The sequence below is a fragment of the Streptomyces sp. SYSU D01066-1 genome (assembly GCF_054956795.1).
This window is the reverse complement of record NZ_JBUDHV010000033.1, coordinates 34700-47039: the sequence shown is the minus strand read 5'-3', so window position 1 is coordinate 47039 and position 12340 is coordinate 34700. Positions and strand designations below refer to the sequence as shown.

At 73.4% G+C, this 12340-nt stretch carries 9 protein-coding genes; 1 reads left to right on the top strand and 8 read right to left on the bottom strand.

From position 1 onward, the window contains the following. Complete coding sequence (locus ACY1JF_RS24990; RefSeq protein WP_462707485.1) at positions 1-900, bottom strand: glycosyltransferase family 2 protein; 900 nt, start codon at positions 898-900, stop codon at positions 1-3. Beyond that, entirely contained in the window at positions 897-2933 is a 2037-nt protein-coding gene (locus ACY1JF_RS24985) for an O-antigen ligase family protein (RefSeq protein ID WP_462707484.1), read from the bottom strand. Before ACY1JF_RS24985 ends, ACY1JF_RS24990 begins: the two co-directional genes overlap by 4 nt. Positions 2934-3007: 74 nt before the next feature. Between ACY1JF_RS24985 and ACY1JF_RS24980 the strand changes: the two genes are divergently transcribed. Then, positions 3008-3673, top strand: a complete 666-nt coding sequence (locus ACY1JF_RS24980) for a YveK family protein (RefSeq protein WP_462707483.1) — start codon at positions 3008-3010, stop codon at positions 3671-3673. 29 nt (positions 3674-3702) lie between these two features. Here the strand turns inward: ACY1JF_RS24980 and ACY1JF_RS24975 are convergent, their stop codons facing one another. Genes ACY1JF_RS24975 through ACY1JF_RS24950 form a run of 6 tightly spaced genes read right to left on the bottom strand, consistent with a single transcriptional unit; the run spans position 3703 to position 12328 of the window. Further along, a complete protein-coding gene (locus ACY1JF_RS24975; protein ID WP_462707482.1) occupies positions 3703-4749 on the bottom strand; it encodes a glycosyltransferase family 2 protein in 1047 nt (348 codons plus the stop codon). Between the two features lie 14 nt (positions 4750-4763). After that, positions 4764-8372, bottom strand: a complete 3609-nt coding sequence (locus ACY1JF_RS24970; RefSeq protein ID WP_462707481.1) for a DUF4082 domain-containing protein — start codon at positions 8370-8372, stop codon at positions 4764-4766. Between the two features lie 23 nt (positions 8373-8395). Further along, positions 8396-9514, bottom strand: a complete 1119-nt coding sequence (locus ACY1JF_RS24965; RefSeq protein WP_462707480.1) for a DegT/DnrJ/EryC1/StrS family aminotransferase — start codon at positions 9512-9514, stop codon at positions 8396-8398. Beyond that, positions 9511-10218 (bottom strand): NeuD/PglB/VioB family sugar acetyltransferase, encoded by a 708-nt coding sequence (locus ACY1JF_RS24960; RefSeq protein WP_462707479.1) that lies wholly within the window; start codon positions 10216-10218, stop codon positions 9511-9513. Before ACY1JF_RS24960 ends, ACY1JF_RS24965 begins: the two co-directional genes overlap by 4 nt. Then, positions 10215-11357, bottom strand: coding sequence for a DegT/DnrJ/EryC1/StrS family aminotransferase (locus ACY1JF_RS24955; protein WP_462707478.1), 1143 nt, complete (start codon positions 11355-11357; stop codon positions 10215-10217). Before ACY1JF_RS24955 ends, ACY1JF_RS24960 begins: the two co-directional genes overlap by 4 nt. Next, positions 11354-12328, bottom strand: a complete 975-nt coding sequence (locus ACY1JF_RS24950) for an NAD-dependent epimerase/dehydratase family protein (protein ID WP_462707477.1) — start codon at positions 12326-12328, stop codon at positions 11354-11356. Before ACY1JF_RS24950 ends, ACY1JF_RS24955 begins: the two co-directional genes overlap by 4 nt. Positions 12329-12340: the final 12 nt, after the last annotated feature.

Below are 12340 nucleotides of genomic sequence, written 5' to 3'. Positions count from 1 at the left end.
TCACGGCCTGGGCGTGGCCTTCAGCGCGCCCGGCCGCAGCAGGGCCGCGGCGGCGGCGCGGCTGGCCTCGCGGCCGAGGGCGGCCCGGGACACCTCGCGCAGGAACACGGCGGCCCGGAAGCAGGCCGTGGCGAGGGGCCCGTTGCGCCGCCCGTACAGCCGTACCCGGTTGAGGGTGAGCAGGGTCCACAGCCGGGGCGACACCCGGGAGTCACCGCCCAGGTGCACCGCCTCGGCGGTCGGCTCCAGCCGCGTGGCGTATCCCAGGTCCCGGGCGCGCAGGCAGTACTCGGTCTCCTCCGAGTAGAGGAAGAACGACTCGTCCCACGCGCCGCAGGCGGCCCGGCACTGGGCCGACACGGCCATCAGCGCGCCGGTGGCCCAGTCGGCGCGGGTGGGCCGGCGGTAGGCGGCCGGGTCGGTGACGATCTCGCTCAGCGCCGGGAACCGCCCGGCCCTGCGGTTGCCGATGAGGGCCTCGCCGAGGGCCCGGGTCACGCTGGACTCGCGGCGCAGCGAGTGGTGGGGCGTGTCCCGGCCCTCCTCGTACAGCAGCGGGACGGCGATCCCGGTGCCGTTCCCGAGGCGGTCCACGAGCCGTTTCGCGCAGCCCTGCCGCATCCGCACGTCCGGGTTGCAGACGAGGGCGGCGCCGAAGTCACCGGCGGCGGCCACGGCCGCGTTGATGCCGGCGGCGTACCCGGCGTTGCGGCCGGTCCGCACGACGGTGGCGGCGGGGGCCAAGGCCCGCAGGACCTCGACGGTGTCGTCGGCGGAGTCGTTGTCGGCGACGACCAGCCGCCAGTCGAGTCCGGCCATGCCGTCCTCCAGCGCGGCGAGGAACCCGGGGAGCACCGGGGCGCTGTTCCAGGTGACGACGATGACGGCGACGGTGCTCATCGGGACTCCGCGGGTCGGGGAAGCTCGGTCTCTGCGGTCTCTGCGGTCTCTGCGGGCCTGCGGGGCCCGGGGCCGGCGGCACCGGCCGCCTCGCGCCGGACGAACCCCAGGTAGCTGCTTCCCGCCCCCAGGGTCAGGAAGAAGACGCCGGCGAACATCGGGAAGCTGAGCGAGTCGAAGGTGGCGCTGATGACGAGGGCGACCAGCGCCGAGGCGAAGAACGCCTGCCCCAGTTCGCGGTCGCCGTCGGTGCGGGCCAGCCGCCGCACGGCGCCTCCGTGGTGGATGCCGGTGAGGAACAGCGCGGACAGGGCGACGACCCCGAGCAGTCCCGTCTCGGCGGCGGTCAGCATGTACTGGTTGTCGGTGAAGAAGTACAGGTCCGGGGTGAAGGTGCCGAACCCCCGGCCGAACAGCGGGTGTTCCCTCAGGTAGGGCATGATCGCGCTGTACTTGACGGTCCGGGCCTGGGTGCTGCTGTCGGAGTTGGACAGGAAGGAGGCGAACAGCTCCGTGATGGTGCCGATCAGTCCGGGCACGAGCACCTTGAAGACGGCGACGGAGGCCGCCATGATCCCGATGGCGGCCCAGCGGCGGGCCGGCTGCCAGCGGGGCACCATCACGAGGGCGACCAGCAGCAGGCCGAGGACGGAGGTCCGCGACACCGTCAGGGGCAGCGCGCCGCCGATGAGCAGCACCGGCCCCCAGCGGCGCAGGGCGGGCAGGTGGCGGCGGACCGGGTCGAGGGCCTGCTGGATCGCGAAGGGCAGGAGGATCGCCAGCATGCCGCCGAACTCCAGCGGCTGGGCGGTGGTGGACCGGGGCCGGGTGAAGGAGCCGCGGTCCATGACGGAGACCTGGGCGACGCTGGTCCGCAGGCCGGGGATGTGGATGGAGTCGGCGATGTTGGTGGCGGCGAAGAAGTCGTAGAAGCCGATCGCGGCGACCACGGACCCCATGACGACCATGCGGCGCATCAGTGTGTCGAGCCGGCCGCGGTCCCGCACTCCCGCGGAGACCAGGACGACCAGGGAGACCCACACCAGGAAGCCGATGAGGCCGCGGTCGGCTCCCAGGACCTCCTGGTGGGAGCTGCCGCGCAGACTGTTGGCGAGGTAGGCGGCGAGGACGGACAGGCCCAGCAGGCACATCACGATCCGTACGGGCCGGGTGCCCGGCGCGGGCAGGATCCGGCCGCCCAGCCAGGTCGCGAGGTACCACAACAGCCCGAGCAGGGCGAAGACGTTGGCGGGGGTGCCGACGCCGCCGAGGGCGGGCAGGGCCAGGTTGGACGGGACGAAGAAGGCCAGCACCAGGTAGACGGTGAGGATCGCGGTGGCGTCGACCCGGCGGCCGGGCGGTCCCGCCCGGACCCGCTCCGGCGTCCGCGACCGGTGCGGTAGCGGGCCGGCCGGCGGGCGGCGGCGGCGCACCACCGCGACGCCTTCCATCAGGATCGACAGCAGGAACGCGCTGACGACACCGAGGATGACCACGGCCGCGACGCTCTGGTAGCGGCTCTTCGACTGCGCCACCGGGGTCTGCGGGAGGACGACGGGCGCGGTCTCCACCAGGTAGGCGGGCGGGACCTCGGCGGCCTCCTGGAGGGCGGTGAGCTGCTCACCGGCGAAGGCGGTCAGGGTGTCGGTCTCCTCCAGGACCTTCTCGCGGTCGGTTCCGGTGACGCCGAGCTGGAGCAGCGGGCTCTCGCTGCCCGGGGCGAACCCGGCCGTGTAGGGGTCGGTGACGCCCCGGCTGTACAACTCCTTGGCGGCATCACCGGATTCCAGGGTCCGGATCAGGACGTCGGCCGTGACGATGAGTGAACCGCCCGCGTTCGAGATGGGGTTGCCGAAGGCGGGGGCCAGCCGGGCCACGGCCGAGGAGTCGAGGAGCGCGACCGAGCTCTGCGACTGGTAGGAGACGGGGACGGTCGCGTACAGGTAGGTGCCGCCGAGCAGGCTGAGCAGGGTGAGCGGCACCATGAAGTACCACCGCCTGCGCAGAACGGCCCATATCTCGCCGAGGCTCACCTACCGACCCCCTCGATCCGGTGGCGTCGCCCGGCGCGCCCTGCCAGTATCGGGAGGGACGGAAGGAACGCGTGATGTCGCCTGGGAACGTCGCCGACGCGCTGCTGCGCCGCTGGTATGTCGTGGTGGTGGCGCTGCTGCTGACGGCCGCCGGGGCCTACCAGGTGATCCGCCCCGACCCCCGGTACACGGGGTCCGCGGTGGTCGTCCTCAAGCCGCCGGTGACCCGGAACCAGCCCAACCAGCTCACCAATCTCCAGCCGCCGCTCGCCGCGGTCTCCTACGCGGTCGTGCGGCAGCTGCGCTCCGGGTCCGGGAAGGACGAGTTGCGGGCGGCGGGCGTCCGGGGCAGCTACCAGCTGGTGCCGCGCAACAGCGGCACCAGCGCGATGCCCCAGTACCTGATCCCGTCCCTGCAGGTGCAGTCGCGGGCGTCGGACCGGGAGACCGCGGTGACGACGGTGCGCCGTGTCATCGAGGTGTACGCCGCCCATGTCGAACGGCTCCAGACCGCGCAGGGCGTGCCGGCCGGGGCGCGGATCACCCCGTCCGTGCTGACCTCCCCGAGCGCCGCCCCGGTCCAGGGCGACCGGGTCCGCGCCCTGGCGGGCACGGCCCTGCTGGGCACGGCCGGCGGGGTGCTCGGCGCGCTGTGGCTGGACCGCCTGCCGGCGGGCCGCCGGCCGCACGCCGCGCACGGTCGCCGCCCGCACGCCGCTCCGGTGGCCGCGGCCCGCTGAGACGCGCGCCGGGCGGAACTGGCGCCCCATCAGATTCCGCGCCGCTTCCACGACTCCCACCACAGCCGCTCCCGGCCGCGTTCGGCCACGGCCGACCACACCAGCGGCTGGAGGTAGGGCATCACGGCCGGGCCGATCCGCCGGCGCAGCCGCAGCGCGCGGTACTCGGGCAGCGCCCGGTAGCCCGGCAGGCACCGCTCGGCGAAGGCCACGCACTCGTCGACCGGTACGACCCCGGTGCGCCCCCGGTCGTAGGCCCGGTAGGCGCGGCGCAGGGCGAAGCGGGCGAGCCGGGTGTGCACCTGCTCGGCGAGGCGGTCGGCGTGCGGCAGCCGGTCGCCGCACTTGGCGAGCACCGAGTCGAAGGCGGCCAGCCGCTGGCGCAGGTCGTCGAGCTGCCCGCCGAAGTCGGTGGTGGACATGTTGTCGCCGTGGACCCGGTAGAAGGCCTGGTCGGCGCCGCGTACGTAGCCGACGTCGGCGTGGGCGGCGAGCCGCATCCACATCTCGATGTCACCGGCGTGCGGCAGGGCCGGGTCGTAGCCGCCGACCGTGCGCTGGAGGCTGGTGCGGACGACGACCTCGGGTGAGGTGATGCAGCCGGTGCCCTCGCGGAACCGGCGCTCCAGCCACCACCGCCCGGGGTAGACGACCGAACCGGTGCCGCGGGTGCGGGCCTTCGGCAGCGGCCCGCCGTGCCGAAAGCGCAGGGGTCGCCCGTAGGCGAACCCGGCCTCCGGGTGGGCGTCGAGCAGGGCCGCGGCGCGGACCAGGGCGCCCGGCACCAGCCGGTCGTCGGCCGACAGCAGGGCCACGTAGTCGCCGTCGGCCCACTCCAGGAGGCCCTCGTTGTAGGTGGCGATGTGCCCCTTGTTGGTCTCGTGGACCCGGACCTCGATCCGCGGGTCGGCGGCGGCCAGTTTCCGCGCGGTCTCGGCCGAGTCGTCGGGCGAGGCGTCGTCGATGATGAGCACCCGGACGTCGACGCCGTCCTGCTCGTCGAGGACGCTGCTCACGCAGTCGGCGAGGAAGTGGCCGTACTTGTAGCAGGGAATGACAACACTGACGCTGCTCATCGTGGGGAAGCCAATCAGTTCTTCGGGCGGCGGACGGAGTCGGCGGTCAGGGTCCAGCTTTGGGAGGCGACCGCCCGCCGGTCCGCGTCCACGGCCGTGACCGTGATCCGGAACCGGGTGCCGTCCGGCAGGGGTGCGGTCAGGTGGACGGACGCCCTGCCGGCGGCCCGGTCGTAGTGGGTGACGGGCCGGACGCCGAGCTGTTCGGCGGCGGCCTCGTCGTCGGCGCCGGACAGGACCTCCAGGGTGGCCCGGACGGACGACGGCCGCGCGTGGTCGGGCACGGTCACCGTGAGCGGGTCCACCGCGTCGGCGGTGTACGTCACGGTGGACGTGGTCGGCTCGGCGGAGCCCTCCGCCGCCATCGAGGCGTTCGGGTCGTCGGCGGTGAAGACGGGGCCCACCCAGTAGTTGGCGGAGCCGTGGGAGGCGGTGGGGAAGACCGGGTCGGAGCCGTACTTGTAGAGCCCGTTGGGGTGGGCCGTGGTGTCGGCGGTGGCGGTCAGCGGATAGGACTGGTGGGCGGCGGCGAAGTAGCCGCCGTCCACCGCGTACCGGCCGTTCGGCGCGTGGTAGGAGGCGACGTACGCGGTGCCGGCGGTGACCTTCACCGGGGTGGCGAAGGCCAGGGTCTGCCAGCCGGAGGCCGTCTCGCCCGTGAAGGTGCCGGCGGCGAGCAGCGTGCCGTCGTCGGACCAGAGGCTGCCGGTGTGGGTGCCCGTGTTGCCGGCGCCCTTGTAGAAGGTGACGCCGGTGATCCAGCCGTCGGCCGAGGAGGTGAACCGGGTGCCCAGCTCCACGGAGTTGGTGTCGGAGGTCATGTCGGTGACGGCCGGCGTCGCCGAGGGGCCCCACAGGGTGCAGGGGCAGGTGACCGGGGGCGGGGTGGAGCTGGTGGTGAACGACCAGGTCACCGGCTCCGGCATCGTGTTGCCCCAGACGTCGGAGGCCTGTACGGAGGCGGTGTAGGTGGTGTGCAGGGAGAGCTGGCTCGACGGGGTGAAGGTCACCTTGTCCGCGGCGGGCACGGTCACCGTCCCCGGGACCGCGGCGCCGCTCGGGTCCCGCACGGTGAACGTCACCTCGTCGGGGTCGACGGACGCGCTGAGCACGGCCGACACCGAGGCGGTGATCGAGGCGTCGGCCGCCCCGGAGGTCGGGGAGGTGGAGGTGACGGTGGGCGGGACGGTGGTGGCCGTCGAGGTGTCCAGCACCACGTCGACCCAGTAGTTGCTGCCGTCGGACCGGGTGGACGGGAAGGCGCTGGCGGAGGTGTACCGGTAGACGCCGTTGCCGCCGTCGGTGCCGGACTTCAGGGCGGTCAGCGGGGCCAGGCCGGCGTCCTGGCCGGTGAAGTAGCCGGCGTCGTAGGAGTATCCGCCGTGGGGTGCGAAGTAGGAGGCCACGTAGGTGGTGTTGGCCTTGACGGCGACCGGGGTGGCGAAGTTGAGCTGCTGCCAGCCGGAGGCCGTCTCGTTGCTGAAGGTGCCGGTGGCCAGGCGGGTGCCGGAGGCGGTCCACAGGCTGCCGGTGTGGGTGCCGGTGTTGGCGGGCGACTTGTAGAAGCGGACGGCGGTGACCGAACCGGCCGCGGTGGTGCGGAACTTCACACCCAGCTCGACCGCGCTGCCGTCGCCCGCGTTGACGGTGCCGGGCACGGCCGAGGCCGGCCAGACGGTGCAGGGGCAGGTCTGGGGGCCGACGGTCACCGGGATGGTGGTGACGGTGCCGATGTTGACGCTGTCGTCGACGGCGCGGACCTTGAGGATCGCGGGTCCCGGCGTGGTCGGGGTCCAGCTGTAGGTCCAGGACGTCAGTCCGGTGGCGGCCCGCCAGGTCGCCCCGTCGTCGGTGGAGATCTCCACGCGGGCCACCACGCCGCCGCCGGGGTCGGTGGCGGTGCCCTTGACGGTGACCGGCTTCAGCGCCGGGACGGTGGTTCCGGCGACGGGGGCGGTCACGGTGACGGCCGGGCCGGTGGTGTCGGTGGAGGCCGTGGCGGTGACCAGGCCGCTCTGGAGAGTCAGCGGCTGCACTCCCATGTCGGCGAGGACGTTCACGGTCGCCTGCTGCATCCGGGCGTCCTCGGTGACCACGGTGTCCTCGGGGTTGTACGTGGGGACGTCGGTCAGCCCCCACGACCACTGCACCGTCCCGGCCCCGAACACCAGGGCCCCGGAGTCCTGGTCGCGGAACGCGACGAGGCTGTGGGTGGCCGTGCCGTTGCCGTACGTGTTGCCCCAGTCCAGGCGGAGCTTGCCGTCGTCGATGTCCACGGTCGTCGACGACAGGTCGATCGCCCCGGCGGGCCGGGTGCTGTTGTCGATGTCGCTGTCCCACTCGTAGCCGAGGGTGCCGGTGGGGAAGGTGGCGGTCTGGCTCGCGGTGAGGCCGGCCACCGAGGTGTTGCGCCAGATGCGGTTCTTGCCGTACGAGCCGGGGACGGTGATGGCGTCGGCCCGGTAGCCGTTCACCGTGAACATGGAGCCGGTGAGGATGTTGGGCGGCTGGTAGTCCTGGCCGTAGCGGGTGCTGGCCGGGTCCATCCAGGTGCCGGTCCAGGTGCCGCTGGGGTCGGCGATGCCGTTGTTCTGGGCCATCTTGGTCATCTTGTAGCAGACCAGGGTGCGGTCGTCGGTGGCGGTGCCGTCGATGCTCGGGGCGAGCCGGGTCTGCCAGAACACCTCGTTGCCGCTGAAGAAGGCCTGCTGGACGCCGGCCTTGCGGGCGTCGAGGACGTTGGTGTACTGGCTCTGCGTCCAGTACTCGTCGTGGCCGGAGGACAGGTACACCCGGTGCTTCCTCAGCAGGGTGTCGCCGTCGACGGACACGTCCACCCCGGACAGGTAGCTGACGTCGTAGCCGTTGCGTTCCAGCCAGGCCAGCATCATGAACTCGGAGCCGTAGATGCCGTTGTCGCCGCCGATGTCCAGCGGCCGGTTGTAGCTGACCTCGTAGGCCCGGCCGTCGGGCGCGGGTCCGGCACCGCCGTAGAGGTCCTGGCCGCCGTAGTCGTTGTACGCCTGCCAGGTCTGGTCGCTGGTCTGCACGACGATGTCGGAGGTGGAGCCGTCGTCGCGGACGACGAACGGGTACGGCATCAGGCCGTCGCCGTCGGTCTGCGCGAGGTTGGCGATGTACAGGCCGGAGACGGCGTCGTCGGGCACGGTCCAGGTCACGGTCACCGGCCAGTTGCCGCAGTCGACCAGGCCGGTCTCCTTCTTGGTCTCGCAGCCGGCGGGCTCGGTCGTGTAGGTGGCCGGGTACGTCACCGACGCCTCGGCCTCGGCCGAGACCAGCCGGGCGCCGTCGCCGCCGTACCAGCCCAGGCGGTAGATCTGCACCTGGTACGGGACCGGCGACTGGATCTTGAACTGGACGGTGTCACCGGCCCGCACGCTCTCCTCGGTGGAGAAGCCCTTGATGTCGCCGTAGGCGTTGGGCGAGAACCACTCGGACTTCGGGGTGCCCGCCTTGGAGTTCTCGCACACGACCGGGTTCGAGTCCGCGCCGCACGGGTCGACGGCCGCCTGCGCCGCCCCGGCCTGCGGGAGCACCGCCCAGACCAACGCCGCCACGACGGCGAGGCGGACGCACCGGACCCGTCTGCTCCATCTGTTCATGTGCACCTCTCAGCCGTGCCGCGTCAGCCGTCGAGCGCGTGGGCGAGCCCGTCCACGACACGTTGCTGCTGGTCGGGGGTGATCTGCGGGTAGAGCGGCAGGGACAGGATCCGGTCCGCCGCCCGCTCGGCGTTCGGGAAGTCGCCGCGGGCGTGGCCGAGGTGGCGGTAGGCGGGGGTGAGGTGGACCGGGGCGGGGTAGTGCACCCCGGCGCCGATGCCCTCGGCGTTCAGCTTGCCGACGACGTCGTCGCGGTCGGCGCCGGTGATCTGGACGACGTAGAGGTGCCATACGTGGGTGTTGCCGGGTTCCGTCACGGGGAGGACGACCCGGCCGGCCGCCGCGAGACCGGCGAGCAGGGTGTCGTAGCGGGCGGCGGCGGCGCGGCGGGCGGCGTTGCCGTCGGCGAGGCGGGCCAGTTTGGCGCGCAGGACGACGGCCTGGAGACCGTCGAGGCGGCTGTTGAAGCCGGGCACGTCGTGGCGGTACTTGGCGACGCCGCCGTGGTTGGCGATGGCCCGCACCAGGCCGGCGGTCCGGGCGTCGTCGGTGAGGACGGCGCCCGCGTCGCCGTAGGCGCCCAGGTTCTTGCCCGGGTAGAAGCTGGTGGCGGCGGTGTGGCCGCTGCCCGGGGTGCGGCCGTCGCGGGCCGCGCCCTGGCACTGCGCGGCGTCCTCGACGATCCGGACGTGCGCGGGCAGCCGGTCCGCCAGCGCGGTGACGTCGGCCATCTGCCCGTACAGGTGGACCGGGACGACCGCGCGGGTGGCCGGGCCGACCGCCGCGAGCGCCGCCTCGGGGTCGATCAGGTGGCTGTCGGGCAGGCAGTCCGCGAGGACCGGGCGGGCGCCTGCGCGGGCCACCGCGCCGGCCGTGGCGATGAAGGTGTTGGCGGGCACCACGACCTCGTCGCCCAGGCCCACGCCGACGGCGCGCAGGGCCAGTTCGAGGGCGTCGGTGCCGTTGGCGACGCCCACGCAGTGCGCGACGCCGCCGAAGCCGGCGTACTCGCGCTCGAAGAGGCGGACCTCCTCGCCGCCGACGAACGCGGTGTGCGCCAGGACGCGGTCGAACCCGGCCCGTACCTCGTCGGCGACCTCCTCGTGGGCCGCCTTGAGGTCCACCAGCGGTATCCGGTTCATCTGACAGGTCCCCCCTGTGCGTGCTCGGTCCGTGTGTCGAGTGCGGCTTCGGCGAGCGCGGGCGCCGGTGCGGCGCGCAGCCGCCGGGCCGGGCTCCCCGCCCAGACCTCGCCCGGCGGCACGTCGCCGAGCACGCCGCTCCCCATGCCGATCAGCGACCAGGCGCCGACCGTCGTGCCTTCCCTGACCAGGGCGCCGGATCCCACGTAGGCGCCCCTCGCCAGGCGTACGCCGCCGCCGAGCCGCACGCCGGAGGCGAGCGTGGCGAAGTCCTCGACCACGTCGTCGTGGGTGAGCACCACCTGCGGCATCACCGCGACGTGCGCGCCCACCCGCACGGCGGCGGTCAGCGCGCAGTGCGCGAGCAGGACCGAGCCAGGCCCGACCGTCGAGGTGGCGCAGAGGGCCGCCGTCGGATGGACGACGGTCGCGTAGCGCTCCTCGGGCAGGCCGAGGCGGCGGACCAGGCGGGCGCGGGCCGCGTAGTCGCGGGGGTTGCCCACGCAGATCACCACGCGGGCCCCGGGCAGGCCGTGGACGAGGTCGCAGCCGCCGAGGACGGGCACGCCGTCCGTCTGGGTGCCGTGCAGGGCCGGGTCGTCGTCGAGGTGTCCGAGCAGCTCGAACTCGCCCGCGGCCAGCGCCGCCTGGGCGGTCTCCCGGGCGAATCCCCCCGCGCCGACGATCACCAGTGGGGTGGTCATGCCGGCGCCCGTTCGCGCAGTACCGCCACGACCCGGTCCTGCTGGGCCTCGGTCATGGTGTGGAACAGCGGCAGGATCAGCGAGTCGCGGCTGATCCGTTCGGTGACCGGCAGGGGGGCGGCCGGGTGGCCGGCGTAGGCGGGTTCGAGGTGGGCGGCCATGATGCCGCGCCGGGCCGAGACGCCGGCGTCGGCGAGCGCGCCGAGCAGGCCGTCCCGGCCGCCGGGGAAGTCCTCGTCGAGGAGCACCCAGTAGGACTGGAAGTTGCCCTGCCCGTGCCCGGGGTCGCGTACGGGGGTCAGGCCGGGGACGTCTCGCAGCAGCCGCTCGTAGCGTGCGGCCAGTTCGCGGCGGCGGGCGATCATCGCGTCGAGCCGGCCGAGCTGGACGAGGCCGACCGCGGCCTGGATGTCGGTCATCCGGTAGTTGAAGCCGACCTCCAGGTAGCTCTCCAGTACGGGCCGGCCGCTCGCGTGGCGCTGGGCCGCCGAGGCGTTCATGCCGTGCTCGCGCAGCCGGCGCAGCCGGGCCGCCCACTCGGCGTCGTCGGTGGTGACCATGCCGCCCTCGCCGGTGGTGACCAGCTTGCGGGGGTGGAAGGACCAGGCGGCGAGCAGCGCGCCGTGGCCGACGGGCTTGCCGCCGACGGTGGAGCCGATGGCGCAGGCCGCGTCCTCCACCAGGGGCAGGTCCCAGTCGGCGCAGGCGGCGCGCAGGGCGGTTACGTCGGCCGGTACGCCGCCCTGGTGGACCGCGAGGACCGCTTTCGTACGGGGGGTGCGGACCGCGTCCACGGTGGCCGGGGTGAGGTTGCCGGTGGCGAGGCCGACGTCGGCGAACACGGGCTGAGCGCCCGTGTACCGCACGGCGTTGGCGGTGGCGATGAAGGACAGCGAGGGCACCACCACCTCGTCGCCCGGTCCGATGCCGAGGACGACGAGGGACAGGTGCAGGGCGGTGGTGCAGGAGCTGACCGCGACGGCGTGCTCGGCGCCCACCCGCTCGGCGAAGGCCCGCTCGAAGGCCGCGACCCTGGGTCCCTGGGCGACCCAGCCGGACAGGACGGCCTCGGAGGCGGCCCGGGCCTCCTCCTCGCCGAGCCAGGGGATCATCACCGGGATGCGGTCGGTGCCGCTCACCGGGCCGCCTCCCGCTCGGCGCGCCACCACTGGACCAGGTCACGCAGCCCGGTGCGCAGGTCGATCCCGGCGGTGAAGCCGAGCCGCTCGGCGGCCCGGGAGGTGTCCGCGAGGCGCCGTTCGACGCCGTTCACCGAGCGGGCGGGCCCGTGCACCGGCGTGAGGCCCTGGACGCCCATCGCCTCCAGCAGGCCCTCGGCCAGCTCCTTCAGGGAGGTCTCGGTGCCGCTGGCGATGTTGAAGACCTCGTCGGTGACGTCCGACTCGGCGGCCAGGAGGTTGGCCCTGGCGATGTCGCGGACGTCGACGAAGTCCATGGTCTGGGTGCCGTCGCCGAGGATCAGCGGCGGCTCGCCCGCCTCGATCCGTTCCATCCAGCGGATGAGGACCTCGGTGTAGAGGCCGTGGATGTCCATCCGGGGGCCGTAGACGTTGAAGTAGCGCAGCGCCACGTAGTCCAGGCCGTACATGGCGTGGAAGCTGCGCAGCATGCCCTCGTTGAAGGCCTTGGCGGCGCCGTAGAAGGTGTCGTTGTTGTAGGGGTGGTGGCGTTCGGTGGTGGGGAAGGTCTCGGCCATGCCGTAGACGGAGGCCGAGGAAGAGGCGACGATCCTGGAGACGCCGGCCTCGGCCGCCGCCTCCAGGACGTTGAAGGTGCCGTCGACCAGGACCTCGTTGGCCAGCCGGGGTTCTTCCGCGCACTGGGTGATGCGGATGGCCGCGAGGTGGAACACCAGGTCGGCGCCCCCGGTGGCCTTGCGCACGGTGGCGACGTCCCGGACGTCGCCCTCGACGATCTCCACGACGCCGCTGGTCAGGGCCTGGGCGAGATTGGCCCGCCGGCCCCGGACGAAGTTGTCCAGGACCACGATCTCGCGGGCGCCGCCCTGTGCCAGGAGGTCGACCAGATGGGAGCCTATGGTGCCCGCTCCCCCGGTGACCAGAATCTTCTTGCCTCGTACGGTGCTCAACTGCGGTGCCCT